This window comes from Microcystis wesenbergii NRERC-220 (genome assembly GCF_032027425.1).
GTDB lineage: Bacteria > Cyanobacteriota > Cyanobacteriia > Cyanobacteriales > Microcystaceae > Microcystis > Microcystis wesenbergii_A.
The window spans coordinates 3,935,454-3,951,377 of sequence record NZ_JAVSJA010000001.1 but is presented as its reverse complement, the minus strand read 5'-3'; the positions used below and the strand labels follow the sequence as shown (position 1 = coordinate 3,951,377).

Sequence of the window (15,924 nt, the reverse complement as noted above, 5' to 3'; positions counted from 1 at the left end):
TGTAACTCCTAAATTAAGTTTTATGTCAAGCTATTTTGAAAGCCTTACCAGAAGCAAGTTTTAGCGATAAGTATAACTACTCACTTGCATAAGTGAGATGCTCCCATAGCGTTTCTCAAAATAACCGCTTCCAGAGTTGGGAACACCCAGCAATATCTGATTTTTACTCTCAATCCGGTTAGTACTAGAGGCATTTGTAGTCCTAACACCTTGAAGAAGTTTAATGTCATGACAAAAATGATAATTAAGGTCATGACAAAAATGACAATTTTACAGAGATCCTTCAAGGCAAGTCAACTTACACTGAAGATTAATGACGAAAGTGGGCAACAAAAAGTGACTTCACCCTCTAAGTCCCTATGGTCAACCCCAAGGCTCTATCTACTCAGAAATCTCGGAGCAAAATCGCTGCAAGTTTGTCTGTACAGAAGCTTCAGCAATTTTGATCGCTACTTCCCGACAAGTCTAGTGTTCAACCTAACCACGCTAGTGGAATTCAAACTTAATTGACCTTAACCCTTCTTCAAAGTTTTTAGTCATGTCTATTAATCTCGCTTCCAGTCTTTCGGCTATCACCACTGACTCTACCACAGGGGTTACTCATATCGTTTGGGCTGATAATGGCAATATTTGGCACGCAGTCTATGACAATAATTCGGAAACTTGGAAAAATGCCGAAGCTATTGCTTTTACGGGTACTGAACCTGTCACCAGTCTTAATCTCGTCGCTAGTGGTCAGCTGATTGATAGTAGCAATCCGGGATTAGCAGTGGTATGGCAACAGGGAAATCTGAATGATAGCGATTTTTTCTATACCGCCGCCCAATACGACGAGAATGCCGATTTACAATGGTTAGATACTCCTCAAACTCTCACCTCAGATCAAGTAGGTGATTTAGAACCTACCGTTACAGTTAATGATAGCGGCGAAGTAATCGTTATCGGTTCAAAGGTTAACTTTGATAATGTTGCGAATCTCAGCATCAAAGAAGATACCGACTTTTACACTCAAACCTTTAGCGTTAGCAGTAGTCAATTCTCTACAAGTACCAGTAATGTAATACCTACTGCCCCCTATTCCCCTCAATTAACGAATAATGGTGTCGTTAATCCGGGGGTTTTAAGCAATGCTCAAAGCACAACTCCAGCGGGACAATCAGCCACAAAAGCCAATAGTTTAAGTATTAGTAGCGACGAAACAGAAGAAGAACAAGCACAACAACCTTTCGGCTCATGGAATGCCCAATTATACTTTGCTAGTAGTTTGTTAAAAGATTGGGAATTGATGAACAGTGTGCCTAGCAGTGGCTTTCTTCGATCGATCATCAAACCCTTTTTGGAAAATTTCGAGCTTGTAGGTACATTGTCAGGCGGGACAACTTTTGGTGGAGAACCATCAATTTTTTTACAAACAAATGCACAGCTAGAATGGGAATCCCCCAAAGAGTTAAAAAGCCCTTGGAAAAATACAACCGGATCTGAGCCCACCGTTGATAATCAAGGTAGTGATATCTTTGGTAATTTATTTGCCGATGATACTAATATACCATCAGCCTCTACTGCAACAAAAATACGGGGAAAAAGTCCTATTACTTTTGGATTTGACCTAGATTCTAAGTATAGCTTTTCTAACAATTCACCCTATGATTTGCTTGATATAGATAACGTTTTAGGCATAACCGCTTCCGTAAAGTTTCCGATTATACCAGCAGAGGAAACCGCAGGATTTTTTACCTTAGATGCCACGGGTAGTGTCGGTATTAATTTTAACCTTTTGGGGACACCTATTCCTGGACAAACCTATTCGCCTCAAACTTTGTTGGCAGGACTAGGTGATTTGGGAAAAGCGATAGGTTCAGGTGCTGGTGCCGACGCCTATATACTACTGATGAATCTAGCGAAAGAGGGAACAACTGAGGGTAGCGGTGCTGGAATTCTGGCCGCCGATATAGCGATTGCTGTAGGGGCAAGCTTCGCCGCTTTTATCAATGGCACGACCCAAGGATTAGATAACCAAGGCTCGATTAGTTTTCCTGTGTTGACTACAGGAGTAGTCGGTAAGGCTCAAATTCCCCATGTACCAATTCTGAGTGCAGATATAAACGGTGGTGTCGAAACTGCTTTTAACTTCGGTATTGGAAATACAGATAATACTATCTCCCTAACTTTTCCCGTTGGTTTAGAGGTGAAGATAGGTCCTTTAGGATTAGGTTTTAATTTCAATCCGGGTTGGTCTTGGAATGTTTTTGACGGCAATAAAAACTCTAGTAGTGACAGTGACTCCTCCTCAGTAGCAAGTTCGGCTTCTTTGGCGTTAATGGCTTCTACCACTAGCGCCAGTTTAGCTGGTTCTTTGATTACAGTGGACTTCGGCACAAATTTAGCTGCACTTCCCTCCGCGAGTGACTTTACTGTCAGCGTGACGGATATTAATGGCAATATTACTAATGTTCCTGTTTTTGGTGTGGTAGCAGGTGCGAGTTCTAATCTCGTTATTTTACAGTTAGAAAATGCCATTCCTACCTCGGAAAATCTCGATTACACCAGTTCTGATAATCCTACACCCACTAGCAATAATGTCTCTCTCAATTTTGTTAATAATGAGGGGATCAAGGATACGGATGGCAATACGATCGAAAATATCTCTGATTTAGGCGTTACTAATAATACTCCTAACTCCCTTGCTTATCAATACAATCCCACCAGTGGTAACAGTCAAAACTATATTAATCCCACCCTCCTTCTCGCTTTTAACACTCCGTTAGATACGACGGTTAGTCCTGATCTTGCTCGATTTACCGTCAAATCAGGAAGTACGGTCTTATCCATTACCGATGCGAAGGTAACTAATAATGGTGTGTTATTAACATTTGCCTCATCGGTTACGAATCAGTCTCTACAAAATGTCACCATTAGTTATAACAATAGTAGTTCTTTAGGTAGTAACCCCTTAGAAGATAGTAACGGAGATTTGATCGAATCTTTTACCATTCAAAATGGCGTATCTGCCCAAGTCTCTCAGTCATCTGTCTTCATTTCAAACAACAATTCTAATCTGACATTCTCCGACACTGTTGCAGATTATACCGTCACCGTTACCAACTCTGATGGTACAACGGTGAATGATGTCCAGGTACAGAGTGTTTCTGTTTCCCTCACAGGGAATAATGTCTTTTTGAGTCTCAATCAGAGTGTATCTCCCGATCAAATTGTTAGCATAACTTACAACAGTCAAAATATTAGCTCCTTAGTAACAGGGATTACCCCGCCTGCTGTTACAACTTCCTCCCTCATAGCAAATATTGAAGCGGATTTAGGACAAGATAATGCGCCCTTCATTATTTCTGGTGGTTCATCTCCTTTATTGGCATGGGTTGCGGAGGTTCCGCCTCTAGAACCGATCTCCGGTTTTGTTAACGGGGAACTTGTCACCCTGAATTTTATCGACGATCTAGGCAATGGCACTGATGTTCCTACTGCTAATCAATTTATCGTCACCGATAGTGATGGTAATACCTATACCGTAACCAATGTCAAAGTTAATGATAATAGTCTGACTTTAACTCTTGGTACCGCGGTGAGTGGAGACACACAGTTAAATCTTAGTTACAATCTTTCAAATCCCACCAGCAATAATACTAATCTATACATTGATAATTCCTTTACTAATACGACCCTTTGGGTTAATGAATTTAGTAATTTTGCCCTGACTAACACCACTAATAGTAGCAATCCCCCCGTTATATTGGGGGCGGGTGCGATCGTTGAAAATAATACCAGTAATCAAATTACCCTCGTTTTCGATCAAAGTTTAACCGATAATGGTGTTACCAATAGCGACTTTACTGTAGAAAGTAATGGACAGGTATTTACGATACTTGGGAACGTAAATACTACTGGCAATACGGTTATTTTAACGGTTCAACCCCCAGAGGGTGTAAATCTCATCGGTAATGGAGACATCGTTACAGTAAGTTATACGGGTAATTCTTTATCTGGTACTAACGGTAGTGTGGCTAATTTTAGCAATCAACCCGTTATTACATCCCCTAGCACTCCAACTACTGTTATTAAATACGCTCTACTCAATTCTGCTGATACTAACCTAGTTAGCAGTATTAGCAGTATTCCGGGGACAGGCGGTTTTAACTTTAATCCCGTAGGGGCCTATGACTCCACTAATGATATTACCGTGTTAGTCTGGTCTAATGCTGATGCTAGTGATATAAATGCGAACCTTGTACCTGGCGAATTTTATACCGACAATGAAACTACCTTAATTAATGAAAGTTTCAATCAATCTGACGTTTATTACTCTATCTATAGTGGAGGTAGTTGGACGGTAGCCGCTGCCATAGCACAACAAGAAGGCTCGGAAGGCAAAATCGTCATCGGCTCTGGACCGAATAACGAATTGATGGCCGCATGGATTAACTATAATAATAAGGGCGAATCAAACATTTACTGGTCAAGCCTTACTTATAATAGTGGGGAGGCAAGTTGGAGTAGTCCTGAAATTCTCTACACTGACGCAAATCCTGATCCCTCAACAGAGTTAAGTATTGTCACCATTAACGGTAAGCCAACAGTTTTATGGACAGAAACTCAGGCTACATCCTATAGTCAATTAACCCAAGAAGAATCTCCTCTACTTTACTATCGTCTAGCGGAAACCAGTGGTACAACCCTTGTCAATGAAGGTATTTACGGGGCTGGCGGTAATGGTACTTATAGTGGTTCAGTAACATTTAATCAGGTAGGTGCGTTAGAAAATACTAGCACTAATCAGGGTGATCCCAATCCTGCCGTATTGTTTAATGCAGGCGATAGTGCCACTTCCGTCGCCATTCCCTTCTCTGGTATTTCTTTTAGCTTAGAATTTTGGTTTAAAGCACCCTCTTTATCCTCAAGTTCGATAGAATTACTATCAGTTAGTGACCTGGTGAGTATAAGTCTCACCAATACAGAGTTATCTTTCAATCTCAATGGAAATATCCTAAGCTCCGGTGGTTTTACTCCTAGCGCTAACCAATGGTATTATGTGGTTGCCAGTTATGACGGAGAAACCGATACTGCTACCCTTTATATTAATGGTCAACCCTCGGTCTCTCAAGAGAATTTAGCCTTAACTCTCCCGAACAGTGCCACTGTCAGCCTTGCTAGTGCTTCTAATACCAGTGCCGTCTATTTAGATGAGGTGGCTTTTTATAGTCAAGCCTTAACCTATAGCGAAACTGGTAATATATCGGATTTTGGCAATTTAACCCCTTCTCAAATTTCTCAAATCCTATTTAATACCAGTCAAATAGGCAATAAATATAATTCTCAATATATCGCTCCTTTACCTGCCGGACCAAATACCAACTATGTAACTTATAATGGTAGTTCCTGGAGTGTGCCTAGTGTTATTGATCCTACCTACGAGCCCATCGCCACTCAACTATCCAATGCTAATAAACCTGAATGGGATGTGACTTCTTACACTACCGCTAACAGCAGTGGCTATGTAAATCCTAACGGTAATCCTGATATTTATTTACCCCTCAATTTATCGAATCAGACTACAGGTAAAAAAATAACTTCTATTGTTGTCACTGCTACTAATAGTAATGGCGATACTATCACATGGAGTGTCGGCAATACCACTGGTTATCAACTAGCCGTAGTGCAAGGGGATAAACTGCTTAATCCTGTTAATCCTGATGGTAGTTTTGAATATACAATCTTGTCCTCTAATGTGGACTTAGATTTATTTATCGATGGAGGAGGTAATAATTACTCTAACTTTAACTATTCTATCAATGGTAATACTCCCCAATCTATCACTCCTGGAGATGTCACCAGCCAACCCACAACCATCAACTCTAACCAAGTATTAGGAACAGCCACAGTCACCGAAGCCAATGATTCTTCCCTTGCTTTAATCGATAGTGGTTTTATTATCAACACCAATAATCCTAGTATCGGTTATTCAATTCTGTATGCTGACTTTAACAACGATGGTAAATCAGATGTAGCAGTGGGAAATCGGGGCTATACTAACACCTCAGGCGTCCCACAATCAGGAGGGACAATCCAAATTCTCTTTGGTGGTCAAGCAGTATTATTAAACAGTGAAACCAATCCCTTAACTACTACCGATTTAACTGGCAATCCTAACGGTGTCTTGATTACAGGTTTAAGTGATACTGGACAAGCAAACGGCGATTTTCCTTTCAGTATGGCCACAGGAGATGTCAATGGTGATGGTTATCAGGATTTAGTCATTGGTGATCCCAATGCGAATGCAGTATATGTGGTTTATGGCTCTAATAATTTAGAAGGAACCAGCATTGATGTCACGAATTTAACTAGCAGTCAAGGTTATGTAATTAATGCCCCCAGTTCTACCAATATCGCCTTTGGTTATTCCGTGGCGGTGGGTAACTTTAACAGTAACGCTCAATCTAATGGCACTTACGCCAGTGGTACTAAATTTGATATTGCCATCGGTGCGCCGGGGGCAAATAATGGCAATGGGGCGGTGTATGTTGCCTTCGATGGTAGTTCAACCTATTCAACTATTTACAATTCCACTAACCAGGGAGAGTTAGCAGGTTATAGCCTTGCGGTTTCCTCTCGTACACCTACTTCCACTACCTTTACTAATAATCAATTTTCCGATGATTTGATTATCGGTGCGATCAACTTTCAAGGAACGGTTACTAATCAATGGACTGGTTTGGACGGACTTCCTAGTAATACCAATCAAAATAATAGTTATCCCTCCACCACCCAAGCCGAATTGGGGGCAGTCTATGTCTATCAAAGTAATGGCACAACAACATTAACGCAATATGTGAGTTATACCGGTCCCAATCTTCCCTCCAGTAATGGTACACCTAATAACATCAATGCGGGAAGTGCCTTAAATAGTAGTGACTTAGATGGTGATAGTATCAATGATTTAGCCATTTCTGCCCCGGGAGCAAGTAATAATAACGGTGTCGTTTATGTTCTTAAAGGAGGAGTAAGTGCCAACAGTAATTATCAAAATCTTGGCAATGTATCTAATCTAGGTATTGTCGGAGGGCTTCTTTCCAGTCAAACAGGGGCAGTTATTACTTCTCCTGGCGATGTTAATGACGATGGTTATGCAGACTTTTTGATTACCGCACCTCAGGGTGCAAACGGCACTGGTCAAGGTTATGTGCTTTTCGGACCGCTTGATCTCGGTGACATTGGTACTATTTTTGACCTCAACATTACCGCTACTGATAGTAAAACCACCTTCTTACTCAATGGAGATCAACCTTATCAATTAGTGGGAGCCGCCGCTAGTGGTATTGGGGATGTGAACGGTGATAAGGTGGATGATTTAATGATTAGTGCGCCTAATGCGGGACAACTCTACACTATTTATGGTCATCCCTGGTTAGCGGACGATGGCAGTATTAAATTAGCCGATATTTCCGGTGATAACGGTTTTGTTATTGATGGCGACTTATACTCCGTAGCGGTAGGAACCCAAATTTATAACCTCGGAGATGAATCGAGCGCCGCCCCTGCCTTTATCAACAATAACGGCACTTTTTACCTCGCCTATGTGGAAAAGGGGGGTAATCAAATTTATCTGACCACTAGCAGTGATGCCGGGCAAACCTGGACAAGCGCAGTAGAACTCCCCAGTGGTATAACTACCAGTCAGTCCCCATCCTTAGCTTTTTATAAGGGGACGCTTTATCTGGCTTATGTGGGGACGAACAAACAAATTAATATCACTTCCAGTACTGATAACGGGCAGAGTTGGAGTAGCCAATACAGCATTGATCAATTTTCCAGTGCTGGAGTTTCCCTGGTGGAATATCAAGGCCAGTTGATGGCCTTTTTTGTCAGCACCGAGTCTAATAGCGATATTCTTTACGTTTACTCTGATAATCCCCAATCAGGAGCTTCCTGGTCAACGGATTACACAGTCCCCAATCCGGGTGGTGGTAATCAAACTGCCAGCCAAGCCGTCAGCGCCACCGTCATGGGCGAAACGCTTTACCTGGCCTATCGGGGTGGAACGGTAGGTAGCGGTAATAACTATTACGTCACTAACACCAGCGGTTCAAATTTAACGAACCTAACTTGGAGCGTATCGGAACTGAGCGGCGCAACTAGCGCCAGTACAGCGCCTGGCATTACCAATGACGGCAGTCAACTTTACTTTACATATAGCAATAGCAGTAGCGATCTTTACTATCTGACTTCTAGCAATGGAACCAGTTGGTCTGGGTTAAACGAGATTGATAACCAAACCAGTAATTATCTCCCCGCTCCAGCTATTTTAGGGGGTCGATTGTATCTAGGCTATACTGGCACCGACTCCGAGGCTGACGTATATGTCACCGCCCTTAGCGGTAGCCAAATTCTGCTAGGAGCAGGTAATGATGTCGTTATGTTGGGGGACATCAATGGGGATGGTTTTGCCGATGTGCTGGCCGGAGGCACCATTAACGGCAATGGCGCTGTTGTCACTTTTGGCTCTAGTACCCAAAATTTACTGGACGCAGCGGCGGGAACCGATGAGTTAATTATTAATATTTCCAATAGCGGCTTGATTCAAAGCGTTGCGTCCGCAGGCGACTTTAACGGCGACGGATTAGCGGATTTTGGGGTGGTAGATCAGAATAATAATTTCTATCTGATTTTAGGTAACACCAACCTAGGCCCCCAACAAACCTTAAGCCTGAGCACCAGTAGTAATACTAGCCTGACGGAGATAGGGGATTTTGTTGCTGTAGGGGACTACAACGGCGATGGCTATGATGATTTGTTATTGTCATCCTCTAATGGTGGGCAGACACTTTACAAAGGTAACAGTAGCGGCGCTCTGAATAGTTCTGTCACCTTTAGCGCTAATAGTAATACCGTCTTTAATGGCATCGGCGATGTGAATGGCGATGGTTTTGGCGATATTGGTGGTGGCGATCCCAATGGGAATGTGATCAGTCCTAATGCCACTGGGAATGGACAGGCTACAGTTTATTTAGGTAATGGTTCTGCTGGTTCCGCTAGTAGTAATAGCACCAATATCACGCCTCCTTCTGCTGCAATTTCAGGAACATTAAATAATAGTGACTGGAGCTTCAATAGTCTTGACGACACTCCTGTATTTTCCCCTTCCTTTGCGGTGTTTAACGGCTATTTATATATGGTCTATAACACTACCGAGGTAAACCCTATCACTGGTATTTTTACTTACAACTTCTATATTCAAAGAAGTGCAGATGGTTATAACTGGGAAGGGCTGACCAGCTTAGGGAGTAGTTTTGAAAGTGTGAGCCAAGCTTCTCTAGCGGTTTTTAATAACACACTTTACCTTGCTTTCACCGCCACAAATAACCTGGTCATTGTTACCCCGGCAACGACTGACAGTAGTAGCGATTTAGGCTTAACCTTTGATAGCACTAATTCCATCAACGCTGGCGGCAATAAGGCTCCTACTGGCATTGGCCCGACCCTAGCTGTTTATGACGAGGATCTTTACCTCTTTTTTGCCGCCAATAATAGTACCCAAACGATTCTCTATACCACTTCTAGCGATGGAAGCACTTGGTCGAGCAATGGCACGGTCACCAATAGCTCTGGCAATGCTCAAGAAACTGACAATCGCCTGGGAGTAGCAGTGGATGGGGATAATTTATTGGTGAGCTTTGTCGGTAACGGCAATAAAAATGTAAATGTCGCCACCTACAACGGAACCTCCTGGAGCAGTAACCAGGTTTCAGGTCAGACGTCGTCATCGGGGCCCAGTCTTTTGTCGGTGGGAGATACGCTTTACCTTTTCTTTAGTTCCGGCAACAGCAATGATCAAATTCTATATTTGACCTCTACCGATGGGGGTAGCACCTGGAGCAGTACCCTCAATAACATTCCAAGCCAAACTACCATTGATCGTCCTTCCCCCGTCTTTTTCCAAGAGAGTATCTTGGTCGGTTATGCAACAACGGGTACAACGCGTATTGGTATCGCTACTTCCAATCCCATCTACGAACCGAATCAGACTCAACAATTCGGTGAGCAACTGCAAAATATCGGTGATTTTAACGGCGATGGTATTGCGGATTTTGCCGTCCTAGCTCCTGGCTTTTTCTCGAATCTCGGCAGTTGGAATAATAACCTGCTGGAAAATAACCAAGGAGCAGTGTTAATTTTCTACGGCTCCACCAGCGGCTTGAGTAGCAGTTCCACCCCTGATGTGGTGCTGGCGACCCCGGCTCCGACCGCGTCCACCAATGTGGCTAATAATCAAGCGTTGCTATTAACCCAAGTGGCACCAACGGGAGATATTAACGGCGACGGCTACGATGACCTAATTATTGCCTCCCCCAATACGGCTCTGGATAGCAGTAACACGACCGATGGTACAGCCTTTGTCGTCTTTGGTGGCGGGGAATCTCTCTGGGGTAGCACCTATTCGGCCAAGTCACCCTTTGATTTAAACAGCTTAAGTAACAATCAATCTAATTCTTCTACGGGTAACTCGAATACCAGCGGCTTTGTAATTACCGGTTTACCCGCATCTCAAGCCGGAATTTCCCTCAGCGGTGGTGGGGACGTAAATGGCGATGGCTTTAGCGACTTTATCATCGGCGCTCCGGGAGATGCCGATAACCTGACCTACGTGATCTTTGGTAGTGACTTTAATGAAACTGTAACTCAAACCGGGACGATCGGCGATGATAGCATGATTGGCACGGCAACGGGTGAAAGTTTCCTAGCCGGGGAAGGAGATGATCAAATTTATACTAACGGCGGTATTGACGTAGTTTACGGCGGACCCGGAGATGATTTTGTTACTGTCAATGATACCTATTTCCGTCGTTTAGATGGTGGTACTGGTACAGATGTGTTAAGATTCGAGGGTTATAACGGACAAGATTGGGATTTAACTACCCTTTCCCCCGGTAGTCGTTTACGCAATTTTGAGATTTTAGTCACCGAAGGTTATGGTGCAAATACCCTTACCCTTAATTCTCTAACCGTCACGCAACTTTCTGATAACAACACTGTCACGGTGGTAATGGATGCCAATGATACCCTTAGTCTCAGTAGTGATTTTAGTCTGAACAACGGTACAGTCTATCAATATAATCAGAAGTTCGATCAATATACCTCCAATACCTCCGCCGCCACGGTTTTACTTAATCGCATTGTGCAAACAGGTACAACTAATGTTATCACCGTCACGAAAAATGCACCCACAAAAAACATCCCCACACCTAACTCGACTTTAGAAGTAGCCTCTGTTAGTGCAGAAACCATGACATCCTATAGTGTCGGTGAATCAGGTGATAGCACGGCTGGAAGTTTTGCTAGTGCGGTATTTAGTCCTACTGCTAGTAATCCTAATGCCCCTACTCGCATATTTGTGTCTAATCCTAAAGCCAATGAAGCCGATGGAAAGGTAGAATTTACCATCCAACGCACAGGGGATTTAGACAAATACGTCTGGGTAGATTACTTGACCCAGGATGGGGGTGCCAAGGCGGGCAATCGCTATACGCCTGTTGCGGGGCAGGCAGTATTTGCCCCCGGGGAAACCACCCTCACCGTTACCGTACCCATTCCCGATAACGGTAAATACGTCGGCAAGCGTAAATTTGGGTTAGCGGTTACCCTAGAAGGGGAAAGCAGCGATCCAAACCTAGTACCCGATGCCTGGCAAGCGGCGGTCGCAACCCCCAATGAACAGATCCGACGCTGGAAAAGTATTAACGGAACAGAGGGGAATTCCGTCGTGTTTGACATCACCAGCACCAATAGTACGGATCGGATAGCCACCTTCGATCTGGATTTAGATGGTCTGGTCGTGCCTGTGATTTGGAATCCTGCCACGGATAGCTACGTGAACATTCCCTTTGCCAACGTTAACGGAATCAGCAAATTGCAAGATGTTGACGGGAATGGCTTGAACGATCTATATGGTATGCAGTTCCAGGATGGTGGACCCTTCGATGGCGATGAAGTGGTTAATGGCTTAGTGGCGCTGGACTTTCAACTAGCCCAACTGAAACCCGTTGAGGTACCCACCACTGGGGGACGCATTGCGGGAACGGAGGGGAATAATTATTTCAACGCCCAAGCCAGTAGCGGCACCAATCGCCTAGAGGGACTAGGGGGGATTGATGTACTTGTTGGCTCACCCCAACGGGATGTGCTGTTAGGCGGTGCGGATAATGACCAACTTTTCGGTTATGGGGAGGTTGATCAATTATTTGGGCAAGCGGGTAACGACATCCTGGATGGTGGTAAGGGGCTCGACTTGCTCTATGGTGGCACCGGGGCAGATAACTTTGTCCTGCGGGCAGGAGATGGATCCGACCAAGTAATGGACTTCAACGCCACGGAAGGAGATCTCTTCGTGCTGGAAAACCTCAGCTTTGGTGCTCTCAGTTTTAACAACAATCAAATTCTGTCGGGTACCGATGTTTTGGCGAGCGTCACTAATGCCGCAGGTCAACCCGTGACGGATTTTGCCAACCATCCCCAGTGGTTTGTCACGATTGTCACGATTTAAACAACGGGGGGATTTCTTGTTGGAATTAAACGGCATTTTTGCTCTGAGAATCTTATTTAGGGCTGGCTGAAAATTACTGGAAGCCTTACTAGAAAACGGTTTTGGCACTTTTTTAGCCCAAAAAGTGCCAGAGACAAACGTTGAGAAATCGAGCCGAGGGACTCAAAACCCTTGCACTTTCCGGAGGCGAACGCAAAGGGTTCCGCTTCCAGGCACACAAGGTCATTCTGTTATTCTGACTTCCTCTCCTGACGACCGACTCCTAACCCCACCAACAAACTTTTTGCCGCAAACCCTATTTACTTTTTTGTTGTCCTCTTATTTCTTGTATTTCCCATGACTCAATTTCTCAATTATCCTCGTCATTTTGCCATTGTTAGCCTTATGGGAGCATCCCTTCTCGGTGCTACTTTAACCACGAATCCCGCCCAAGCGTTGACCTGGAGCGTGGATACAGGAACAAAAACTGATACTAATCTATTGATTTCAGGTACATTCACCATTGATGATGAATTAGCCAATTCCCCCAAGATAACTTTCAGCAATGTTACCGTTGATGGTTTTACTTTTGGCGCCAGTAATGTGTTGTCAATATCCAATACAGCAGGGATTGGTGTGACGGCGATTGACTGGAGGGACGCAGGCAGCAACGTATTGTCTTTTGTCTTTAGTAATCCCCTAACCCCCAGCGGTGGAATGATTCTGCTCAATGAAACCGTTAGTGTTTATACACCATTTGCTTCTCCTTTGCCGCAAGCGGTATCTGGAGCGGTCAGCCCGGCCGGAGCGGTTCCCAAGGTGCCTGAACCCTCAACCTTGCTGGGAACGGGAATAGCCGTTGCTCTTGGGGCTATTTTTAGGCTTCGGCGGGGCTAAATGCTGTATGCCGGAACCGAGATAAGTATTGTAATTAGTAGTCTTATGTATAGTACAATCTAGAAGGTTACTGAAACCTATTAGACCTCAAAAGCCTAAGACTATTAAACTTGCCGCGAAAATCGGGTAACATACGCATCCTTGCCGTTGGGCTGATCTCCTGGCGAAGCCTAGTCGGTCATTAAATGGATAGCAACTCTGTCCAGTACAAGCAGAAAGGTTTAATGATAATTTTTTGCCTAGAGCTGCGCTCTCTACCCGACCATCCCCAACCCGCGACCATTTCCCATTTCCCACCCATTCCCGAAAGTCACGAGAAGATCATTCAACGCATCCATATCGCCATCCATTAAAAACGCGTCGTGACCGTGCGGCGAGTGCAACCAGAATAATGCCGAATTGGGGATATATTTCGCCAACTCCTCTTGTTCTACGGGAGGATAGAGAAGCTCCGAATCGATCGCCACGATCGCCGTCGGTTGATCAATTGACTGTAAAACCGATGGGTAACTTTTTCCCGTCCGCGTGACATCATCGAAAATTTTGGGTCTGAAACCCCGTCGTTCTACGACGGCTTTACTGTTAAATATGAGCATCGTTTACAAAATATATACTAGAATGTGAGACATGGAAAAAGCCTATTCGTTTCGATTTTACCCCACACCCGAACAAGAGTCGCTATTGCGGCGCACTTTGGGCTGTGTAAGATTGGTTTACAATAAGGCACTCCATCTCAGAACACAAGCTTGGTATGAAAGACAAGAAAGAGTAGGATATACTGAAACTTCTTCAATGTTGACCGAGTGGAAAAAGCAAGAAGAATTAGACTTTCTCAATGAAGTTAGCTGTGTACCTTTACAACAAGGCTTAAGACATTTACAAACAGCTTTCACTAATTTCTTTGCTGGTCGTACTAAGTATCCCAACTTTCAGAAAAAACATCAGGGAGGAAGTGCCGAATTTACTAAGTCTGCTTTTAAAATTAAAGACAAACAAATCTATTTAGCTAAATGCACAGAACCTTTACCTATTCGATGGTCAAGACAAATACCAGAAAGCTGTGAACCAAGCACAGTAACAGTCAGATTACATCCTTCTGGACGTTGGCATATTTCAATTAGATTTGATGACCCAACAATTAAGCCTCTACCAGTAACAGATAAAGCCATCGGAATTGACTTAGGAATTAGTAGCCTTGTGATTACCAGCGATGGAGACAAGGTATCTAATCCTAAGCATTTTAAGAAACATTATCAGAGGTTGCGAAGAGCAGCGAAAAATCTTTCTAGAAAACAGAAAGGCTCAAAAAATCGAGAAAAAGCAAGAATCAAAGTAGCCAGAATTCACGCTCAAATCACCGATAGCAGAAAAGACCATTTACATAAGCTAACCACTCAATTAGTTCGTGAAAACCAAACGATTGTGGTTGAGAATTTAGCCGTCAAGAATCTGGTCAAAAACCCGAAATTATCTCAGGCAATATCTGATGTTAGTTGGGGAGAAATAACCCGACAATTAGCCTATAAATGCCGTTGGTATGGGAGAAATTACATCGAAATAGATAGATGGTTTCCTATGGCATAGAACGAGTTAGTTAGGACAGATGCCTGAAGGCTTTACTCACAGCATCCACAAGGTTTTCACTATCATTGATAATCTGACTAACATAGTTTTTCAATCTAGCCCAGAACTTTTCAATTTTGTTGAGGTCTGGAGAATAGGCGGGTAAAAATAGCACTTCACATCCCGCTTTAGCTAACAATTTTTTGATTCTCTCTTTGGGATGAAAACTGGCGTTATCAATGATGATAATTTGACCGGGTAGTAGTTCGGGTAATAGCAATTGTTCTATCCACTCACACACCAACTCTGTATTACAGTACCCCTCAAACACCATTGGCGCGATCGTGGAACCACGCCACCAACCGCTGATCACACTAACTCGTTCGCTACAGTGACCTAACTTTAAAGCCTCAAATCTTTCTGATTTGTGACAATATCCATAAGGATAATCGATGGTGTTATCTATTCCAGCTTCATCAATATAGACAAATCTTTCCGGGGCATAACCTCTGATTTTTTGGAGAAACTCTTTTCGGGCTTCTTCATCTCTTTCTCTGTAGCCATAAGTTTTTTTTTTCTAGTAAATCCAATTCTTTTGAGCGCTTGACCAATTCTCATCCTACTGACTGGGTTAGCCCATTTTTGCGCCATTTTTTCTTGGGTCAAATGCCCATATTGTTCGGCCAACTTTTGAAAGGCTTCTAAATCGTCAATTTTGGGCTTCGGCCCTCGACGATAGTTAGTTTTAGCGGCCACCGTCCCAGTTTGTTTCTTCCGTTTCAGCCATAGGTCTAATGTATTACGACTAATATTGAGGGTGCGACAGACATGGCTTTTTTTCTCCCCTCGCTCTACGGCACTCACTGCTTTCTGTCTTAAATCATCACTATAGGGTGCTGCCATGAAAGCTTCTCCTCATTTCTTTTTCTCTATTATGT

Annotated in this window: 4 protein-coding genes and 2 pseudogenes; 3 read left to right on the top strand and 3 right to left on the bottom strand. The window is 43.5% G+C overall.

The window, feature by feature from the left end; all coding sequences use genetic code 11:
* The first annotated feature begins 538 nt into the window (after nt 1–538).
* Together RAM70_RS19115 and RAM70_RS19110 are read left to right on the top strand one after the other, a co-directional pair.
* A complete protein-coding gene (locus tag RAM70_RS19115) occupies nt 539–12,547 on the top strand; it encodes a SwmB domain-containing protein (protein ID WP_312675137.1) in 12,009 nt (4,002 codons plus the stop codon).
* Nucleotides 12,548–12,883: 336 nt separating this feature from the next.
* A complete protein-coding gene (locus tag RAM70_RS19110; RefSeq protein ID WP_152607003.1) occupies nt 12,884–13,423 on the top strand; it encodes a PEP-CTERM sorting domain-containing protein in 540 nt (179 codons plus the stop codon).
* Nucleotides 13,424–13,677: 254 nt separating this feature from the next.
* Here the strand turns inward: RAM70_RS19110 and RAM70_RS19105 are convergent, their stop codons facing one another.
* On the bottom strand, nt 13,678–14,019 hold the full coding sequence (locus RAM70_RS19105; RefSeq protein WP_045359122.1) for an alpha/beta hydrolase family protein: 342 nt from the start codon (nt 14,017–14,019) through the stop codon (nt 13,678–13,680).
* A gap of 31 nt (nt 14,020–14,050) precedes the next feature.
* Here RAM70_RS19105 and RAM70_RS19100 point away from each other — a divergent pair.
* Nucleotides 14,051–14,998, top strand: a pseudogene (locus RAM70_RS19100) (RNA-guided endonuclease InsQ/TnpB family protein); the annotation flags it as partial.
* 19 nt (nt 14,999–15,017) lie between these two features.
* Here RAM70_RS19100 and RAM70_RS19095 read toward each other — a convergent pair.
* Together RAM70_RS19095 and RAM70_RS19090 are read right to left on the bottom strand one after the other, a co-directional pair.
* Nucleotides 15,018–15,503 (bottom strand): annotated as a pseudogene (locus RAM70_RS19095) (IS630 family transposase); the annotation flags it as partial.
* Entirely contained in the window at nt 15,449–15,889 is a 441-nt protein-coding gene (locus tag RAM70_RS19090; protein WP_312672026.1) for an IS630 transposase-related protein, read from the bottom strand. The gene RAM70_RS19090 and the pseudogene RAM70_RS19095, both read right to left, overlap by 55 nt.
* Between the last annotated feature and the right edge of the window lie 35 nt (nt 15,890–15,924).

What these genes read in the sequence shown, in the direction of transcription:
- RAM70_RS19115 (WP_312675137.1), top strand. Translation starts at nt 539, where the DNA reads ATGTCTATTAATCTCGCTTCCAGTCTTTCGGCTATCACCACTGACTCT.
- RAM70_RS19110 (WP_152607003.1), top strand. Translation starts at nt 12,884, where the DNA reads ATGACTCAATTTCTCAATTATCCTCGTCATTTTGCCATTGTTAGCCTT.
- RAM70_RS19105 (WP_045359122.1), bottom strand. Translation starts at nt 14,019, where the DNA reads ATGCTCATATTTAACAGTAAAGCCGTCGTAGAACGACGGGGTTTCAGA.
- RAM70_RS19090 (WP_312672026.1), bottom strand. Translation starts at nt 15,889, where the DNA reads ATGGCAGCACCCTATAGTGATGATTTAAGACAGAAAGCAGTGAGTGCC.